Below are 17,509 nucleotides of genomic sequence, written 5' to 3'. Positions count from 1 at the left end.
CCTGGTTTTTCTTTCATCAGCCTGATGCTACGTTCTGTTTCTTTTCGTCCCGAGACTTCTTTTCCTCTTCCATCCTGCTCATGTATACTTGCCCTTCTCGTTCAATGAATTGCTGCTCCAGATGGTGTTCTGCTTTGAACGCACGGAAAGCCATATACCCACTGATGAAAATGAATACGATACAGAAAAACACCCAAACGGGAATTCCTAATAACATCCTACTGTCCTCCCTGTATGCTTTGTACTAGCTTATGAGGACAAGGAGGGCATTATGACAGCTTCACTTGTGTTTCCTTCTCAAGACGCTGGAACATCAAATAATAGATGAGTCCACTGCCTAGAGCAAGGATTCCTAAAAAAATGAACGCAGTCTTGAATGATACGTAATTCGTCATGACTAAGATCAGAGGTGCCAGCAGTCTTCCCAAGGTAAAACGGAGACTAGCTGCTGAAAAATATTGCCCTCTCATATCTTCCGGAGCTAATTTTGATATGAAACTTTCCTGTATTCCTACAACCATCAGCTCGGCGAAAGTGAACAATGCCATGGCAATAAAGAACATCCAAATGTTTTGTGTCATTCCGTATAATGTAATGGCAAATGCATAAATCAAGCTCGAGGTGACGAACACCCATTTTTCTTTGTAGCGATTCATCACTCTTGTAATGTAAACCGTAAATAAGGCGACAAGCAGACCATTCTCGGCCAAAACCAACCCGAATGCCTTCTCACCAGATACTTGGATATTGAGGTCACCAAGTTGGAAGATCGTCTGATTTTGGATCACTTCCGTCGTATAAACTGCAATGAGGATGTCCAGTTGCATGAAAGTCTGCGCTACCAGCACTCCACCGATTATGAACAATAGAAAATTCATGTCCTTTGCAATGATCCTGTAATCATACAATTCATTCCAAACCGCACGATACCATGGTGTACCTGCCTGTTTCTCCCTTTTCTTCAATTCTGCCGTTTCTTCAAGAAAGACAGCAAGAATGACACTTAGCAGAGCGGTAATCACAAATCCTGTCACAAGCATTTCAAATCGGTATGTATAAAAAACGACACTACCAATGATCGGTCCAATGACCACGGCAATGTTAATTGCTGTGTAAAACACCGCAAAAACCGATGCGCGGTGTTTTTCTGCTACTACATCCGCCACCATTGCATGGGAAGCCGGCCAATATAGGGCACCGAAAACGCCAAGCAGACTGAACGAAATGAAGGTCAATATAGATGATTGATACCAGGGTGAATTCGCTGCAGCAAACAGGACGAATGTCAGGCTTTCCCCGATTGCCGATATGACCATCATTTTCTTCCTGCCAAACCGGTCTGCACAGTATCCACCAATAAGACTTGCTACTACAGAAAAGGCTTGTGATAAGACGAGTAACAATCCAGCCTTATCTTTTCCGAATGACCGTTCAAAATAGATGGTCATAAACGGAAAAAAGGACCAGAATAAAAAATTCATCGCACCCTCGCCGAACAATCGGATGCGAAGGTTGCGATCCCAATCTTTCCATTTCATTTTTCTTTCCCCTGTCTATGTTGTTTATTCGAAGTGTGGTTTATAAAATACCCGCTGGTCCATAGGGTAGATCCGTTCCGTAAATTCCCCCGGGGAAACCTTATCCAGTGCACGGTTCATCATATTCATTTTAGCATCCATTAAATCGATCATATGTAGAACCTCCGCTTCCCTAACCTGAGGCACCTTCGGGCTACCCCACTCATTTTTGCCATGATGGGAAAGGACGAGATGCTGAAGGATGGTCACTTCTTCCCCCTCTATTCCCAATTCCTCTGCGACTTTTGAAATTTCCTGCACCATCATCGGGATATGGCCGATCAGCTTACCTTCCAGTGTATAAGAGGGACTGGATGCCCCGGAAAGTTCCTTCAGCTTCCCTAAGTCGTGTAAAATGACACCAGCATACAACAAGTCTTTGTTCAATTCCGGGTACAAGTCTTTCAAATTACTAGCCAAATCCAGCATAGAGACAATATGATGGGCAAGACCTGAGATATACTCATGATGATTTTTGACAGCGGCCGGGTAAGTAAGCAAAGCATCCTGATTGTGTTGTACAAGATATCGAGTAATACGCTGCAGGTTCGGATTTTGCATTTCGAAAATCGCTTCTGTGATCCGGTCCATCAATACTTCTTTTTCTACCGGGGCTTTCTCCACAAAATCCGATGCCTTCACTCCATCAGTCGCTTGAGAAGGTCGGATCGAATGAATTTTCAATTGTGCTCTTCCTCTGAATTGATTCACTTCTCCCTGCAATTTCACCAGGGTGTCGGATGTGAACAATTCTTCATCCTCTTTAGTTGCTTCCCATAATTTAGCTTCTATTTCCCCTGTCGCATCTTTCAATATCAATGTGAGAAAGGGTTTTCCATTGCTTGCTACACCTTTCTTCGAAGACTTTATCAATAAGAAATGGTCAAACACATCCCCGACTCCATACTGTGTGATTCCTTTTTTCATCCTGCTTCCCTCCCTTTCCTTTTAAAAAGAGCCCTTCCCTTCAAACCAATGTTTGCGTTCATCAGGTTTGAGGAAAAAGCTCTTCTCATGCTGCTCTAATTCATGTCTTTAGGTACAAACTCAAATATCTTTCCGGATTCGACTACATGGATGAAACGCATCAACCAGCGGTAATAGTTCTGCGCATATCGGAGCCTGTCGATATCAGACTCTATCCTCGTCTTCAACGTTTCATCATCCGTTTCAGAAGCTATACTCTCTAATTCCTGGATCGTCTCTTCGGCTTCTTCGATATTGGTTTCCGTATGATGTCTCCACCTGCTGCCGAACAAGGTGGTGAATGATTTGTACCAGTCTTCTTCTGACTTGTAGAGGTCTTTTCTGACCCCTTTCTTAAATGCGGGTTCCACCATTTTCATATCCGAGAGTGCCCGTACTCCTGTTGACATGCTAGTCTTACTCATTTCCAATGCATCTCGCATATCATCCAGTGTCATAGGCTCTTCAGCAAAATAGAGTACACCGTATAAGCGCCCGATGGAGGGATTCACTCCATACAGGCTCATATTCTTGGCAACCACCTGGATGAACTTGTCCATCGTTTCTTCATGCTTTTCCCAATCACTTCTATCCCTCGGCAATGGATTTCCCTCCATCCTTCAATCGTATCTTTAGACATTTTATCATTAATATTTTCAATTTGCGACTTTGGTTTCCTGGTCAAGCAGAATGGCGTGCTGGCCTTCTTTCACTCGGTCCTTCCTACATGTGAAGAGGATGACTTGATGCGTGCCGGCCAGTTCCTCAAGTATTGCTTCCATCACTTCTCTCCGGCCTTCGTCAAAATGAACAAACGCATCATCAATCAGAAATGGCAGGGGATTCGTTTCAGAGATGATTGTACTGATGGAAAGACGCAGTGCAACGTACAGCTGATCCGATGTACCGCGGGAAAGCTCCGTGGACAGGTATCTGAAGCCAACAGCATCCTCCACCACCAGCTTTTCGTGCTCTGGATGAAACGCCACTTGGATATACTTGCCGCCAGTCAATCGTTTGAAATAGTCAGTTGCTGATCGTGTCACTTCAGGAAGGTACTGGTGCTGGTAAACATCTTTCGTTTGTTTCAGAAGCTCAGCAGCAACCTGTTTGACTGCCCACTTCCTGGCAGACTGTTGGAAAAGGTCTCTTTTTTGCTGATACTGATGTCTAACCTCAGAAAACACGCCATTTTTTTCCAATAGACTGATTTGGTGCTTGAGACTGGCAATCTGTTCCTTCCGCTCAGCAATTGCAGCTTCCAGTTCATTCATTCTTTCTTTTGTATTGTTGATCTGAAAGGAAATCCGGTCAAAGTCCGGCAATTGGTCAAGCAGGTTGAACGATGTCAGCTCTTCCTCAGAAAGGGTACCCTTCAGCTGTCTGCGAAGCTGTGTTTGCTCTGTTTGATGGAATCTGATTTGTTCCACCATTTCGGCCTTATTTAAGAAGTCTTCCTCACCTTCCACCCCTGCCTGATGGAAAAGTGCCTCCACCTCTGATTGGTATGGGTGAAGTTTTTGACTAAGGTACGCTGCTTGTTCTTTTGAATGTTCCAGCGAGTCACGTAACGATGCGATCCGATGATGTTTCTGCTCGAGTTCACTCTGGACCGTTTCCAAATAAGCCAGATTTTTCGAAACAATGTATTCTTCCCATTCCCATCCAGAATGGTTGAAAAACTCAAAAAGCTGATTGGAACGCTCTTTATTCCTGATTTGCAATGATTCAAATTGTTCCTTCCATGCTTCATGCTTCTCCCAATCCCTTTTTAAAGGTAGCAGGACCTGGAGTATTTTTATCCAATAATCAGGATCGATCCCTTCAAGAAAAGGATATTGCGCTACCTCTTTTGAAACCTGAGACTGGAGCCCGGAAATCCTGGTTTCGAGGGTCACCTTCTGTTGATCGATTCGAATCGTCTCTTCTTCTTTTTCTTCTAGACGAGTTCGAAGACTACGCATTTCCAGTAAGGCGTCTTCATGAGCCTTCAGTTTCTGTTGTAAATGGTCATACTCAGTTGCGGACAGTTTCGTAGAGGGGCCTGATTCAACCTCCGTCTCTGTTCCTTTTTCCCGGAAATAATTCCATCCAGACCATGCTCCGAGCAATAGAGCAAAGACTCCTAACGGGGGAGATGTCAGCAACCATGCCGCAGCTGCACCAATTAATGAAAGAATCAATGCATACATCCACGTACGCGCTTTATCAGCATCCTTGCGCCTTACTTGAGAACGCTGCTGTCGTTCATGTTCATCAAGTAAGTGAGAGGAAGTTCTGTATTCATCCTCAGACATCTGTCTCTCTTCCAGCTTCTTCTTGGCATTATCCAGCTGGTCAAGGGTTTGTGTAAGCTGTATCTTCGAAGATTCCAAATGCTCCGCTTCCATCATCAGCCGGCTGCGCTCTTTGTTCAATTGCGTCCATCTTTCTTCAAGGTAGAAAGGAAATTCATAAGTGGGCAAATCATCCATAGTCATATCGAGCTTCAGAGATGCTAATTCTTTCTCCAACGCATCTTTTTCCTGCTCAAGGCTCCGCTTCCACTCAACCTCTTTATCCAAATCTCTGCGAAACGGATCCAAATCATTCAGCCATTGCTGAAACGTATCGTTCCATTCCGCTGATGGCAGCGAATTTTCAAGTTCGAGCAGTTCTGTCTCTTTTTCTTGGATACTCTTGGTATGGACATTATATTCACTTCTGATTGGCAGGCTCTGGTCCTTCAAAGCCTGCAAACGTTCCCTTCCGTTTACAGGAAACTGCTCCACCTGTTCATTGCTTTCCACTCCATGTTTATGAAATTCCTTGATCAGATCCTCTGCTTGAAGCACCCGCTTCAACTGATAGTACGCTTCACGTGTATGTGTCAAGGAATCGCTGGCGTGCGAAGTCGCTTCTTCCATTTGTTGAAGATGCCCGACGAGACTGCTATAGCTTGCCTCTTCTTTTTCAAGCTCTTTCAACTCTTTGGATAACTGATCAAGTTCATTGAATGCAACATTCAGTTCAGGTCGCTTGCCATGTGGCTTGAACACCGCTTCTAAATCCTGCTTCAGGCTCTTCTCAGTGTCATGGATCAGGCTGGATCCCGAAAGCCCAATACTCAGAAGCGTATTTCCGATTTCTTCAGCCGTCAAATGGTGAAGTGCGGTCAAATCTTCCGCCTGAAAGGAATAGATGGATTGGAATACCTCTTTGTTCATTCCACCTAGCAATTCCGTCAAAAATTCTTCACCTTTTGTTGATCCATCTTCTAAATGACAAATAGCTGCTCCATTTTGTTTATCATGGATGCGTTCTATAGTTACTTTTCCTCTATCACTCACCAACTCGAGCTTACCACCGATGGTACCACCGGACTTCGGCTGATAGGCTTCACGTTTTCGGGGAGGCATACCGAACAGAACGAACAAGATGAACTGCCTGATCGTAGACTTTCCTGCTTCGTTATTCCCGACAAGCGATACGAATGATGAGGAATCAAGGGTACAAGTATAATCCTGCCATTTTCCAAAACCGTATATGTGAAGCTTGGAGATCTTCAAGTTACCCCTCCTCTACTCTTTAAGTAAGTGCCTTAATATTAGCCCTTTAGCTTCTTCAAGGATCTCCTCCTCATCCTCAAGGGATAAGGAGTCCAAATGCCTGCGCGCGATTCGATGTCGATACAAAGGTTCGAGCCATTCACCGGCAGAGGTTGTATCGTCCGTCTGTCTGACGACTTCACCCATAAAATGCTTTTCTTCTCTCAACTTTTGTTCATCCCATGAAGGGATTTCATTGATGGAGGGTTGGCTCAACCAGATCCATTGAGTTTCGTGTGCTTCTTGTTCATTTAAAACGTCAATCAACTCAGCGAGCTCTCCACTGTCATCAACACGCTTCACGAATTCCCCTTTTGCAGTAAGCTCGAGCTTAATCACCGCAGGAGCATCCTGTCTCCATTCTTCCTTTTTCTGAGTAAGGAACGTTTCCAGCTGATTCAGTCGGTCCGTTTCCGAGACGTCCAATGATATCCTTTCAAACCGAAACGCCTGTAAAGGAATGAATTCAAGGGTGTGATCCGTTTCAGTCAATTCAACCAGCATGCACCCTTTTTCTCCAGTCTCTTTAGTTGAACGTCCTTGGATATTACCTGGGTAAACTACAGGAGGATTGTCAGTAAGAATCTCACGTTTATGTATGTGGCCAAGCGCCCAATAATCCATGTCTGCAGCCGTGAGTTCTTTCATGTGAAAAGGTGCATAGACGTCGTGATCCGTATTGGTATCGATACTTCCATGAAGCATTCCTATATGAAAAAGGGTGTCGTCCAGCTTCTGATATTCGTGCACTTTCCTGTCTGTCATCGCCCTGTCCTGGTAACTGAACCCATACAAACGGGCTAGCGGTTTTCCGTCTTTTTGGAAAAGCATTGATGTGACCTTTTCCTCTGAAAATACATGGACATTTTCCGGGTAATCGATGGCATGGAATGGTCCGTTCATGTAGTCATGATTTCCATGACTGATATATACCGGGATCCCTTGCGCATTCAATTGTTCAAATGCATGCTTCAGCCTGAGCTGCGCCTTCAGACTACGCGTCTCATAGTCAAACAGGTCACCAACCATAAGAACAAAATCAACATGATGCAGGATGGCTTTTTCAACAAGACATTCAAGCGCATAAAAGGTACTTTCTCGAATATCTTCAGCCAGTGTTCCAGGCAGCTCCCCTATTCCTTTGAATCCACTATCCAGGTGTAGATCAGCACAGTGAAGGAAGCGAAGTGTCTCGCTCATCGGTGTCCCCTCCTACTTTATCAATTGATTTCATTGTATCAAAGCAAGAAAACGAATGCACGTTCGGTATGAAAGTTTTCGACGAGAAAGGAAAAACTACCCGCAAGGAGGTGTTGACCGATGCCAAAACGTAAAAAGAATCCGTCAGAACGGGCCAAAAGCGCAGCAAGTGTGAAAGGAAGTCAAAACCAAGGGCCAGTGGATCCGTTCACAGATGAACCCGAGCACCAGACCACAAATATGCAATATGGAAAAAAGAATTTGGGCAAGTAATTTCGACCATTATAAAACCCGTGACATCATTCAGTCACGGGTTTACTGATTTCAGGTACCACATGGGCGGTGAAGACAGCCCTTAGTTCCTTGTTTACATATACTTCAATTGTTTTCAGACCGTACTTATCAAACTCAGGATGGATTTCATAAGTGTATCCTTCTTCTGTCATGACAGACTCATCCACTCCTATGCTTGGACTATCCATCACTCCATCATAATCTCTTATCTTTGTTTGAATCGTATCGGAAGCATCTACATCAGCTACCGTGATGGATAGAGGTATTTCTTCTTCATCTGATTCGATATAAAATAGCGGTCCTACTCCGGTAAAGTCAAAAGCATTCGACTGTAACTCATATGAAAGGGTGGTTGCATGCTGCTGATCAAGACTTATGCTTATACCATTCTTCTCAAAAATCAGTGGAGTTGTTTCATTCCATTTTTCAGGGAATGGTTCACCTTGTGATACTTTATAGTACTTAGGAAGTGGATAAGTGGCTTCTTCCTTTTTCGGCTTCAGTGAAAAGCTTTCCAATTCTCCATTCATTTCGATTTCAATGTTGAGTTCATAATCATCACCAAAGCTATCTGGACTTATTCCAAAATCTGCAGTCCCATCAAATTCTTTAAATTGTGCTGCATGTTTCCCCATAGGCTCTATGATTGAAATATCAACTTCCTCATTCAACTTTTTCTTATCCCCTGTATAATTTATCCATATTCTTCCTAATCCGTTTTCAAGTGTATCGATATCATTTTCCAATTGTTTCGTATAATCAAAGTGGTAAGCTTCTCCTGAAATTTCCCAATCATCATTCCCTCCCTCAAACTTGAAGGTTGTATGGGCAATCGTACTTTCCGGCAGGGAACGTTCAGACGGACCCGCAGACTGCTGGTCATTCGGAAGATAGTTCATTACGAGAAGGAAGAAGATGACTGCTGCTGCCAGGATGGAAGCTGGGTAGAAGACATAGGTCAGCTTCCCACGGTTGTTTTTACGTTTCTGCCGCTGCATCTTATTCCATACTTGTTCTTTTTCTTCTTCGGTCGCTTCCAAAGGGTTGAATCTGTTCCATTGGTCATCGTGTCGTGCCATTCTCCATCCCTCCTTCCTTCAGCTTGATGTCTTGTTTGATTCTGCTTAGCTTCACTCCGATATTCGTTACCGTCATGCCTGTAATCGCACTGATCTCCGCATAGGAAAATTCAAAGTAATATTTGAGGGTCAATAACTGCCTCGTTTCCTGGTCAAAACTGTCGAGCCACAAAAATATGTCATTGTTTTCGATATCTTTCCTGTGAGACTGTGTTGTAGTTTGGTGCATTTTCAACCGGTCGATCAGCCGTTTCCAGCGATATTTCTTCCGTAAATGATCTTGAAATACGTTACGGGCAATTTTAAAAAGCCATGTCCTTAACGTAGACTCCTGCTTGAAGCTAGTGATGGCAGTTACCACCTTCATATATACCTCCTGTACAAGATCATGCGCATCATGGGAGGACCCTGTCTGCAAGTACAGATAATTCAATAGTTCATCATAGTGTTCATCCAGTGCCTCTCGTAACAGCTCATTCTCCAAAGTCATCCCCCCTTGTGCCTTTCACTTCAATAGTCGCTCTTCTGAAGACTTTTCTTACAAAAAAATTATATTTTCCAGGAAATTATTTTTACGACGTAAAAGGCCCAGAGCTTAATAATTCGCTCCGGGCCGTACTCTTCTTTTATAAAGATAATCAGGATTCTTTTTTGGACAATTGCATCGCTTTTCTGATGTCTTTCAGTGACGTTGACTTTCCATACATCAGAACGCCTCCGCGATAAATCCTTGCACCGATGATTCCCAATAAAAGTATCGTACCGATCATCAATCCGATCGATAGCCCAACTTCCCACATAGGTACATCAAGCATCCCTACCCGCAGGAACATCAGCATCGGAGTAAAGAATGGGATGAACGATGTAATGGTAACAAAGGTTGAATCCGGTGTACCCAAGCCGAACATTGCAATCATGAATGCCGCTACAATCAGTAATGTCATCGGCATGATCATCTGCTGTACATCCTCGATCCGTGTCACCAATGATCCAAGCATGGCTGCAAGCGTTGCATATAGCAAGTAGCCAAGCAGGAAGAACACAAGGACATAGACAAGTGTGCTGGCATCGATTCCACTCAATCCAAAGTACTCAAATATTCCACCTGTCATCGTATCCATATTCATTTTTACCGACTGGTACCCAACAAGGATAAACAGTGTAATTTGAGTCACACCGACCAGTGCCACACCCATAATTTTCGCAAACATCTGGGTGACAGGTGATGCACTGGAAATCAGGATCTCCATCACTCGACTTGATTTTTCCGTAGCTACTTCCATCGCAATCATTGTGCCGTATAACAGGACAGTGAAATAAAGCAGGAAGAGCATCACATATACAAGCCCTCTAGCTTCACTTAGTTCCTCTTCTGTTTTCGCACTCTCTTCCAATGGAATGGCTTCGAATGCAATCGGAGCTGCAATTTGTTGAAGAACTGCTGCGTCAACACCAGCATTTTCAGTAGCAATCGTACGTTTCACCTGCTGGAGTCCTTCACGAAGCTGATTACTCAATCCACTGTTAGCCACTTGCTCAGCATAATAGGTGCCGGATGGCAATCCCTGATCATCGATTTCAACATTTACAAGCGCAGCATATTCCCCTTCAATGACAGCTTGCTTCGCTTCCTCCTCGGAACCATCGAAAGTCTCCAAATCGACATTTGCTTCCATCATCTCAAGATTCTGTTGAAGTGGATCGATTACATCAGAAGCATCTCCAATCAATGCCACTTGTCGATTTCCATCTTCGCTATCTCCACCACCTAAATCATCGATGACCGTTTGGAAATTCGTCAATCCAACGATCAATAGCAACGTGATTACAGTTGTGATGATGAATTGTTTTGATTTCAATCTGCTTAAGTACGTATGTGCAAGAATGATTCCGAACTTATTCATAGGAAGCACCTACTTTCTCAATGAAGATATCATTCAATGAAGGCTCTTCCAATTCAAACGTGCGGACAAACCCTTTCCCTTGGATCGCCTCGAATACATACTGGGAAGCTGCTTCATTCTCCACTTGAAGCTGACATCCTTCACCCAGACGCTTATATTTTACAACACCAGGAATTTGCTCCAAGAAGCTCGTATCAAAATCTGCTTTGACACGGACATTCTTTTTGCCGAATGACCGTTTGATATCTTTGAGACTCCCTTGGACGACAGGCTTTCCTTTATGTAAGATACAAAGATTCTCACACAGTTCTTCGACATGTTCCATGCGGTGAGACGAGAACACGATGGAAGTGCCGTTCTCCTTCAAGCTGACAACCGCATCCTTCAACATCTCAACATTGACAGGATCAAGCCCTGAAAATGGCTCATCAAGGATCAGCATTTTCGGACGATGGATGACAGCTGAGATGAACTGTATTTTTTGCTGGTTCCCTTTTGATAACTCTTCGACTTTCTTTTCTTTATACTCCGGCACTTTGAAGCGTTCCAGCCAGTGATCAAGCTCTTTGAGTGCTTCTTTTTTATCCATGCCGCGCAATCTCGCCAAGTACACAAGCTGCTCTTTCACTTTCATTTTCGGATAAAGCCCCCGTTCTTCAGGCAGATATCCGATCAGGTGACTTTTATCGTAATTGATTTCCTCTCCATTCCAACTGATCGATCCCTCTGTCTGATCCAAAAAACCGAGGATCATTCGGAAGGTCGTCGTCTTACCAGCACCGTTCCCTCCAAGAAAACCGAACATTTCTTTTTCCGGTATTTCCAGTGATAGACGGTCGACAGCCGTAAATGTTCCGAATTTTTTTGTGACTTGATTCAATGTCAAACTCAAAAACTCTCTCCCCTTTCTCTCCCTTACACCTTTACCTTACGATTACCGAGCTCAATAGTTTCAATAAATTATCAAATGTTTGCAGGATTTTCACAGTGGTACACCTAATATAAAATGAGAAGCACTACATCAAGGAGGCTGCCAATATGAAAGTGTACACACTTACCGTTTTCGAAAAAGATGGAACGAAATTAATGGATGAAAACTTTGAAGCACAAAATGATGACGATGCGAAAAAAATCGGCCAGAACATGTTAGAAGATAAAGGCTATGCCGAATACACCCATCGTTGCGTGTCCCAAAGCGGATATATGGTGCTGTTCCACCGATAACCCCCACCCATGAGAAAAGCTGACTTCTTCCCTTAATGGAGGAAGTCAGCTTTTCTATTTCAATTCCCTGTGAATTCAGGTCTTCTTTTTTCCAAAAATGCCTGCACGCCTTCCTGATGGTCACTTGACTGACGGAGCTCCCATTGATATTTCCGTTCTTTTTCAAGGTATTCCGTTAATTTATGAAGTCCATGCTGGTGATAGATTTTTTTCGTTGCAATCATGGATCGTAATGGACTCCTGCTCCATTTCAATGCAAGCGCATCCGCTTCTTCAAACAAATCACCATCCACAACTTTATCAATCAGGTTGAAATCGAAAGCTTCCTTGGCGCGTAGCTCCTGCCCGCTCCAGGCAAATTGCTTCGCTTTGTGGGTACCCATACGTTCCTGCAGCCAGAAGTGGCCGCCTCCATCCGGCATCAGTCCGATTCCGATGAAGTTCATCGATATACGCGCATCCGGCACTGCGATTACATAGTCTGCCGCTAATGCAATGCTCAGTCCCAGTCCAACAGCCGGACCATGGATTGCAGATAGAACGATTTTATCCATCGAATAGATGCGGGTGACGATTTCTTCAATGTTCTGCATCGCCTCATTGAATTTGCTCTCTTCCGCAACTTCTTTCATCATGGTGACATCGCCGCCTGCACAAAACCCCTCACCTTTTCCTGAGATGACGACTACTTGCGCAGAATTTTCCTCCACTTGTTCCAATGCTGTAACGAACTCCTCAATCATTTCGACATGAAGTGCATTATATTTTTCACCACGTGCAATGCGTAAATGAATGACGTTATCCTTCTGTTCCAGTTCGAAATAGTTCACAGATATCTCTCCCCCTGTAAGATTATTCTCGAACTAATTCGTGCTGCAAATGTCAAAACCCTTTTTAATTCGACAATGAGAACACTTTTTTTGGAAAAAACATGCATTACACTATTTCATTTTGAATAATCTCCATAAATAAGCTGCATATGGCATCCCACTGAACACAAGGACAATAAATACAATCATCATAAGTCCAACGCTGATATCACCTGCGATTGCAGGCAGAGTGCCATTCACACTTAGAAAGCGAATGAAGAAAAGCGCCAGCAGGACAAGTAAAGCTGGAAATGCTAATAAGCCTGACATCTTCTTGGCTGAACTGTACTTCTGCTTCATAGTCTCTTTATCAGAATATAAGGGGATTGCATCTTCGGCTCCTTGAAAGATGTGGATATAATCGACCGAAGAATCGATATGCGTCCATCCTGCTTCTTCAAAGTACGAAAAGTATTCTTCATCGGGATTTTTCTGGTAATCGATCGAATACTGTACTTGCTGTGGCTTACCTCTTTTCAACTTATAAGTGAAACCGAAGCTTGAGATCCTTTCAAAAATCCAACCTTCCTTTGCCAAGGCTCCAAGCTTTTCCATGTCACTGTTTTCCGAGAAAGCCAACCCATTATTCATAATATATTTCGTTCGTTTCTTCATGGGGCCACCCCTTCATTCAACGCACTTTTAGCATGTCTGATCATTTTCTCTCTACGTTTGATATCTTCTTGCAATAACTCAACTCCTTTTTTGGTGGCAATATAGGTTTTCTTTTTTCCTGTAGCATCACCTACGGGTGCAATCAATTCAGCATGCAGCAGCTTTTTTATGGAGGTATATAAGGATGCCGGCCCCACCTTGAAAGATTGATCTGACACTTCCTCAATATTTTTCATAATGAGATACCCATGTCTTGCTTCCAACAGTGAAAGCAGAATATAAAACGTAGTATCTGTGAGCTCACCTGTTTCCAACGCGTCATTACGTGCCATCAGCATTCTCCTAAACTCTTTATATCGTTTAATGATATATCATTAATTGAAATATATCGTTTAATGATATAAAAGTCAATGGCTTTCATTAAAAAATGGCAAAAAAAATAGGCCAAGCATCGCTGCTTGGCCTTTAAGTCACTTCTTACTGCTCTTCCGGGTTACCGTAAAGCTCTTCAAGTGGTTTAGTGATGATTTTGCTGACATCATTGATGACAACATTCAAGCGCTGTTCCTGTTCCATCAGCTTGGAAATCTGCTCATGCTGCTGCACAAGCTGGACAACCTGCTGTGCCTGCTGAACTTCTTCTTCAGTGATTTCCTGACCCTGCATCTGTTTCTGCTGCAGGTTGATTTGTGTCTGACGGAAATCGTCGAACATTTTGCTAGCAGCTTCGTCGTTCATAACTGCTTCATATGCTTCTTTCAATCCTTGGAATTCTTCACTGTTACGGATTGCTTTCTCTAAATCATACGCGTAATCATACATGTTTGCCATTATTAAAAACCTCCTGTTAATTGGCGTTCCTTGACTCCTCCCCCACTATAACAAACGAGAACATGTCTGTATAGGAATAGGCGGATTATCCGAAAATTAGTACAATTGCACCTTGTACCAATCCGATCAAACCACCTAATAGCGCTCCAAGATAGGTGATCATCTTGAATTCCCGTCTCGATATGTCGAGGACCATCTCCTCCAAACGTTCCACGGAAAAAGCTTCGACCTGCTCTTCGACGACAAGATCAAGCTGCAAACTGGATAGGATCGTATCTACTCGATTCGCTACATAGGTCGTTCCTTTTTGCACAAGTTGTGGAACGAGACTTTCAATTATTTTAGGTTGAACAGCTGTCGTCCAATCCTTTACCGTGCGATTCAGCCATTGATTAAGCGGAAGTGAAGAAGAGACAAGCGTGCCGATTGCAGAAGCAATTGCTTCTCCCCCTACTTTGTCTTCCACTTTTCTTACAGGCTGATCCATCCAATAATCGAGTTCCTTCTTCAGCAACTCATGAAGCCACTCTTTTGTCTCTGGGGCTTTGACATACTTCACGATAGCTGGATGTACTCGCTCCGTTAGTCCATCCGGACCCATGAAGGATGCGATCATACTGCCGAGCATTCCTTGGCTTTCCAGATAATCATCGATCAGCGCAGAAATTTTTCTTTTTCCTTCCTCACTTTCAAGATAGCTGTGAATTTGCATCTGTATATAGCCGGAGAGTTCATCGACACCAGTTTCTGCTTTTTCAATCCAATGAGGAGACATATTATCCTTAATGCTTTTCTCTCTTATTTCTGTCATGTGCTGGTGATAGGTGTCTACCACCCATTCAGAAACCTTCTGTTTCAGCACAGCTTCTTGAATATCGATGTCATAGTCGCCCAATAGCTTTTGAATCGATTCCTCTTTGTTCAACAATAGGTGAACTTCCTTCTGCGCCCACTCGGTCACAGTCTTCTGAAAACGTGCTTCGACCAGTTTCTTTTTGATTCCATCTGAAGTAAGTAGATGGTTGACTACCATTTTCCCGAGTTGCTTTGCCAACTCTTCCCTTCGCTTCGGAATCAGCCCCGGAGTGAACGGCAATTTGAATTTTCCAAAATAGACAGCCTTATAGGGTCTGAATAACATTTTTATCGCCAACGAGTTCGTCATTCCACCGATCAAAGCTCCAATAGCCATCATAAATATAAGGAGTAATCCTGCATTCATTCGATCTTCCAACCTTTCGTCTTAACCATATATCCATCCTATCGTACCATAAGCGAACATGCGAATGAATGCCTTCCATCACGCATATATAAGTAAAAAGATAGGAGGGTCGTCCAATGCAAGCTTCTGTAAGGTTTTATCAAAGTCCGCAAAAGAGGATCATCGTCCCCAAGGCATTCAGGAAGCAGTTTCAATTTATCGATGAAGTACAGTTCGGCGAGCAGGTCAGTGAAGTGCAGTGCATGACGCATCAGCAGGATGACCACTCTGTGCTTGTGACAAGCGGACTCCAGCAAGCGTTGAACCTGCCACCTGTCCACTCGCTGCTATTCACCGGCTCAGAAACGAAATTGAAATTGAACATCCCTTTCGGAATATTAACCGCAGGATTCAGGTCAAACAGCAGATTATTTGATACAAGAACCCCTTTTTATGAAAAGATGAGTGAGGTTGGGGCCAGCATGGGGTTTCAACCGATATTTTTCGGTTGCCAGCATGTCAATGCCAGCCCACACAGAATAGATGGTTATATTTTTGAGCAAGGTTTATGGAGAAAAACACAGCAAATGGTTCCGGAAATCGTCTACAACCGGATAACGAACCGTAAGACAGAAAATCACCCGAAAGTGAATCAGGCACTTCGATATTTAAAAGAGAAAACCCAGCTCTTCAATCCGGGCTTCTTCAATAAATGGGAGGTTTATAAACACCTGAAAGAAAATACAGTCGTATCCCATCTGTTGCCGGAAACAATCTTCACGCCTTCTTCCAGTGTTATTACTGCCATGCTTGATAGGAATCCTGTCTATTTGAAACCGATCCATGGAAGCGTAGGCAAGGGGCTTCTACGGCTCACTAAAAACAAAACAGAAGAAGTTGAAGTCAATGAGGTGAACCAGAGACAGGTGCAGACCTATCCAACTATGAAGGAGTTTTATCATACACAATTTCCTGAAGGCAGCAAAGGTTATATCCTCCAGCCCCAAATCGCTTTGATGGAACAAGACGACCGGAAAATCGATTATCGGATCCATACGAATAAAAACGAAAAAGGCATCTGGAAGGTTACCGTCACTGCTGCCAGATTAGGTGCTTCAGGACATCCGACCACCCATTTAGGGCATGGTGCAGAAGCAAAAACCTTGGATGAACTTTTCAGTGCAACGAAAGCTAAACAGGTTGAAACGCGCTTACATACTGCCGCTCTTCGTGTAAGCGATGCGCTGGATTTCAACTATGATGGGCAGCTAGCTGAAATCGGCATGGATTTCGGTCTGGATCAAGACCAATCGATCTGGCTTTTTGAGGCTAACGCAAAGCCAGGCTATGCAATCTTTCACCATCCATCCCTCCAACAGGATTTAGAAAAAAACTTCCAGCATCTTTTCCACTATTCCACCTATTTGTTCCATCAAAAAGCATTAAAGTACTCCAACGTGTAAAAACTAACGGTGGAGGTGGATTTCATATGAAGCATAGGAAAAAGGAAAACCATGTGGCAGAGGGAAAGGATAAGTATGAGCTGGATGTCGATCGCATGATCAATGAAGGCATGGCTGGTGGGACAGTAAGCCAAGTGTATGGCAGAGAGCAGATCGGGGAAACCCATGACCTGCCTAAAAACGACGAACATGTAATCGATGAACCATAAAAAAGAGGATGTCTCGCTTGAGACATCCTCTTTTACAAGTCTTAGCGGCTTTTAACGATCATTTGTACCGCTTCGTTTATCAATTCTTCAGCTGAATCGCCCTGCTCATGGCTTGTACGAATACAGCTTTCCAAATTCTTGGCCACAACATAACCGATTGTACGATCGATTGCCGATCTTGCTGCAGACAGCTGGGTGATGACATCTTTACATTCCTTGTCTTCCTCCATCATCTTCAGCACACCACGGATCTGCCCTTCGATCCGTTTCAGACGGTTTTTTGTTTCCTGATTATATTGTGTCATTTTCATTGCGCTATTTTCCATATGAAACCCTCCTCCATTTCGAGGTTGAATGATATCATGATTACGAGGTAACTTACCCCTTTGGGTATATTATAGTAAATTTCCAAAGAATTTAAAACCCATCTGTTTGGTTGGATTACCCTTATTGCTATAATATAGTAGAATTCAGTAAAAAGGAAGAGACG

The 17,509-nt window shown here is 43.5% G+C and carries 20 protein-coding genes; 4 read left to right on the top strand and 16 right to left on the bottom strand.

What is annotated here, in order from left to right; genetic code table 11:
- Positions 1-16: 16 nt before the first annotated feature.
- The 6 genes from ACFQ2J_RS00950 to ACFQ2J_RS00925 form a co-directional block, all read right to left on the bottom strand.
- Positions 17-217, bottom strand: coding sequence for a sporulation YhaL family protein (locus ACFQ2J_RS00950; protein WP_386055730.1), 201 nt, complete (start codon positions 215-217; stop codon positions 17-19).
- A 52-nt stretch (positions 218-269) separates the two neighbouring features.
- Positions 270-1,538 carry an MDR family MFS transporter gene (locus tag ACFQ2J_RS00945; protein ID WP_386055728.1) on the bottom strand — a complete coding sequence of 423 codons (1,269 nt, stop codon included), beginning with the start codon at positions 1,536-1,538 and terminating at the stop codon, positions 270-272.
- Positions 1,539-1,562: 24 nt separating this feature from the next.
- Positions 1,563-2,504 (bottom strand): 3'-5' exoribonuclease YhaM, encoded by a 942-nt coding sequence (gene yhaM, locus ACFQ2J_RS00940; protein WP_386055726.1) that lies wholly within the window; start codon positions 2,502-2,504, stop codon positions 1,563-1,565.
- Between the two features lie 95 nt (positions 2,505-2,599).
- Positions 2,600-3,103: a GbsR/MarR family transcriptional regulator gene (locus ACFQ2J_RS00935; protein ID WP_386058284.1), complete on the bottom strand. Its 504-nt coding sequence runs from the start codon at positions 3,101-3,103 to the stop codon at positions 2,600-2,602.
- 96 nt (positions 3,104-3,199) lie between these two features.
- Positions 3,200-6,091 (bottom strand): ATP-binding protein, encoded by a 2,892-nt coding sequence (locus ACFQ2J_RS00930; protein ID WP_386055725.1) that lies wholly within the window; start codon positions 6,089-6,091, stop codon positions 3,200-3,202.
- A gap of 12 nt (positions 6,092-6,103) precedes the next feature.
- On the bottom strand, positions 6,104-7,330 hold the full coding sequence (locus ACFQ2J_RS00925) for a metallophosphoesterase family protein (protein ID WP_386055723.1): 1,227 nt from the start codon (positions 7,328-7,330) through the stop codon (positions 6,104-6,106).
- A gap of 120 nt (positions 7,331-7,450) precedes the next feature.
- On the opposite strand from ACFQ2J_RS00925, the gene ACFQ2J_RS00920 reads away from it, so the two are divergent.
- Complete coding sequence (locus ACFQ2J_RS00920) at positions 7,451-7,603, top strand: YuzL family protein (protein ID WP_386055721.1); 153 nt, start codon at positions 7,451-7,453, stop codon at positions 7,601-7,603.
- Between the two features lie 26 nt (positions 7,604-7,629).
- Here ACFQ2J_RS00920 and ACFQ2J_RS00915 read toward each other — a convergent pair whose 3' ends face one another.
- The 4 genes from ACFQ2J_RS00915 to ACFQ2J_RS00900 all read right to left on the bottom strand — a co-directional run bounded on the left by ACFQ2J_RS00915 (position 7,630) and on the right by ACFQ2J_RS00900 (position 11,499).
- Positions 7,630-8,703: a hypothetical protein gene (locus tag ACFQ2J_RS00915; RefSeq protein WP_386055719.1), complete on the bottom strand. Its 1,074-nt coding sequence runs from the start codon at positions 8,701-8,703 to the stop codon at positions 7,630-7,632.
- Complete coding sequence (locus ACFQ2J_RS00910; protein WP_386055718.1) at positions 8,687-9,187, bottom strand: RNA polymerase sigma factor; 501 nt, start codon at positions 9,185-9,187, stop codon at positions 8,687-8,689. Before ACFQ2J_RS00910 ends, ACFQ2J_RS00915 begins: the two co-directional genes overlap by 17 nt.
- A 154-nt stretch (positions 9,188-9,341) precedes the next feature.
- Positions 9,342-10,607 carry an ABC transporter permease gene (locus ACFQ2J_RS00905; RefSeq protein ID WP_386055716.1) on the bottom strand — a complete coding sequence of 422 codons (1,266 nt, stop codon included), beginning with the start codon at positions 10,605-10,607 and terminating at the stop codon, positions 9,342-9,344.
- Entirely contained in the window at positions 10,600-11,499 is a 900-nt protein-coding gene (locus ACFQ2J_RS00900; protein ID WP_386055714.1) for an ABC transporter ATP-binding protein, read from the bottom strand. The genes ACFQ2J_RS00905 and ACFQ2J_RS00900 overlap by 8 nt, the downstream gene beginning before the upstream one ends.
- A gap of 146 nt (positions 11,500-11,645) precedes the next feature.
- On the opposite strand from ACFQ2J_RS00900, the gene ACFQ2J_RS00895 reads away from it, so the two are divergent.
- Positions 11,646-11,831 carry a YhzD family protein gene (locus ACFQ2J_RS00895; RefSeq protein ID WP_386055712.1) on the top strand — a complete coding sequence of 62 codons (186 nt, stop codon included), beginning with the start codon at positions 11,646-11,648 and terminating at the stop codon, positions 11,829-11,831.
- A 59-nt stretch (positions 11,832-11,890) separates the two neighbouring features.
- On the opposite strand, the gene ACFQ2J_RS00890 is transcribed toward ACFQ2J_RS00895, so the two are convergent.
- The 5 genes from ACFQ2J_RS00890 to ACFQ2J_RS00870 form a co-directional block, all read right to left on the bottom strand.
- Complete coding sequence (locus ACFQ2J_RS00890) at positions 11,891-12,661, bottom strand: enoyl-CoA hydratase (RefSeq protein WP_386055710.1); 771 nt, start codon at positions 12,659-12,661, stop codon at positions 11,891-11,893.
- A gap of 111 nt (positions 12,662-12,772) precedes the next feature.
- Positions 12,773-13,315 (bottom strand): DUF2812 domain-containing protein, encoded by a 543-nt coding sequence (locus tag ACFQ2J_RS00885; RefSeq protein WP_386055708.1) that lies wholly within the window; start codon positions 13,313-13,315, stop codon positions 12,773-12,775.
- Positions 13,312-13,647 (bottom strand): PadR family transcriptional regulator, encoded by a 336-nt coding sequence (locus tag ACFQ2J_RS00880; protein ID WP_386055706.1) that lies wholly within the window; start codon positions 13,645-13,647, stop codon positions 13,312-13,314. The genes ACFQ2J_RS00885 and ACFQ2J_RS00880 overlap by 4 nt, the downstream gene beginning before the upstream one ends.
- A gap of 145 nt (positions 13,648-13,792) precedes the next feature.
- Entirely contained in the window at positions 13,793-14,146 is a 354-nt protein-coding gene (locus ACFQ2J_RS00875; protein ID WP_386055704.1) for a YlbF family regulator, read from the bottom strand.
- An 85-nt stretch (positions 14,147-14,231) separates the two neighbouring features.
- Positions 14,232-15,368: a DUF445 domain-containing protein gene (locus ACFQ2J_RS00870; RefSeq protein ID WP_386055702.1), complete on the bottom strand. Its 1,137-nt coding sequence runs from the start codon at positions 15,366-15,368 to the stop codon at positions 14,232-14,234.
- Positions 15,369-15,484: 116 nt separating this feature from the next.
- Between ACFQ2J_RS00870 and ACFQ2J_RS00865 the strand changes: the two genes are divergently transcribed.
- Both ACFQ2J_RS00865 and ACFQ2J_RS00860 read left to right on the top strand, forming a co-directional pair.
- A complete protein-coding gene (locus ACFQ2J_RS00865) occupies positions 15,485-16,810 on the top strand; it encodes a YheC/YheD family endospore coat-associated protein (RefSeq protein WP_386055701.1) in 1,326 nt (441 codons plus the stop codon).
- 26 nt (positions 16,811-16,836) lie between these two features.
- The gene (locus tag ACFQ2J_RS00860) at positions 16,837-17,019 is read left to right on the top strand and encodes a hypothetical protein (RefSeq protein ID WP_386055700.1); all 183 of its coding nucleotides are present in this window, start codon (positions 16,837-16,839) and stop codon (positions 17,017-17,019) included.
- 41 nt (positions 17,020-17,060) lie between these two features.
- On the opposite strand, the gene ACFQ2J_RS00855 is transcribed toward ACFQ2J_RS00860, so the two are convergent.
- A complete protein-coding gene (locus ACFQ2J_RS00855) occupies positions 17,061-17,345 on the bottom strand; it encodes a metal-sensitive transcriptional regulator (protein WP_386055698.1) in 285 nt (94 codons plus the stop codon).
- Between the last annotated feature and the right edge of the window lie 164 nt (positions 17,346-17,509).

Origin of the sequence: Thalassobacillus hwangdonensis (assembly GCF_042675915.1) — a bacterium.
GTDB classification, from domain to species: Bacteria; Bacillota; Bacilli; order Bacillales; family Halobacillaceae; genus Thalassobacillus_A; species Thalassobacillus_A hwangdonensis.
The sequence above is the reverse complement of the archived record's forward strand: the minus strand, read 5'-3'. Positions and strand labels throughout refer to the sequence as shown.

Coding starts and splice junctions, on each gene's coding strand:
- ACFQ2J_RS00950 (WP_386055730.1), bottom strand. CDS start 217: ATGTTATTAGGAATTCCCGTTTGGGTGTTTTTCTGTATCGTATTCATT.
- ACFQ2J_RS00945 (WP_386055728.1), bottom strand. CDS start 1,538: ATGAAATGGAAAGATTGGGATCGCAACCTTCGCATCCGATTGTTCGGC.
- yhaM (WP_386055726.1), bottom strand. CDS start 2,504: ATGAAAAAAGGAATCACACAGTATGGAGTCGGGGATGTGTTTGACCAT.
- ACFQ2J_RS00935 (WP_386058284.1), bottom strand. CDS start 3,103: ATGGACAAGTTCATCCAGGTGGTTGCCAAGAATATGAGCCTGTATGGA.
- ACFQ2J_RS00925 (WP_386055723.1), bottom strand. CDS start 7,330: ATGAGCGAGACACTTCGCTTCCTTCACTGTGCTGATCTACACCTGGAT.
- ACFQ2J_RS00920 (WP_386055721.1), top strand. CDS start 7,451: ATGCCAAAACGTAAAAAGAATCCGTCAGAACGGGCCAAAAGCGCAGCA.
- ACFQ2J_RS00915 (WP_386055719.1), bottom strand. CDS start 8,703: ATGGCACGACACGATGACCAATGGAACAGATTCAACCCTTTGGAAGCG.
- ACFQ2J_RS00905 (WP_386055716.1), bottom strand. CDS start 10,607: ATGAATAAGTTCGGAATCATTCTTGCACATACGTACTTAAGCAGATTG.
- ACFQ2J_RS00895 (WP_386055712.1), top strand. CDS start 11,646: ATGAAAGTGTACACACTTACCGTTTTCGAAAAAGATGGAACGAAATTA.
- ACFQ2J_RS00885 (WP_386055708.1), bottom strand. CDS start 13,315: ATGAAGAAACGAACGAAATATATTATGAATAATGGGTTGGCTTTCTCG.
- ACFQ2J_RS00880 (WP_386055706.1), bottom strand. CDS start 13,647: ATGGCACGTAATGACGCGTTGGAAACAGGTGAGCTCACAGATACTACG.
- ACFQ2J_RS00875 (WP_386055704.1), bottom strand. CDS start 14,146: ATGGCAAACATGTATGATTACGCGTATGATTTAGAGAAAGCAATCCGT.
- ACFQ2J_RS00870 (WP_386055702.1), bottom strand. CDS start 15,368: ATGAATGCAGGATTACTCCTTATATTTATGATGGCTATTGGAGCTTTG.
- ACFQ2J_RS00865 (WP_386055701.1), top strand. CDS start 15,485: ATGCAAGCTTCTGTAAGGTTTTATCAAAGTCCGCAAAAGAGGATCATC.
- ACFQ2J_RS00860 (WP_386055700.1), top strand. CDS start 16,837: ATGAAGCATAGGAAAAAGGAAAACCATGTGGCAGAGGGAAAGGATAAG.
- ACFQ2J_RS00855 (WP_386055698.1), bottom strand. CDS start 17,345: ATGGAAAATAGCGCAATGAAAATGACACAATATAATCAGGAAACAAAA.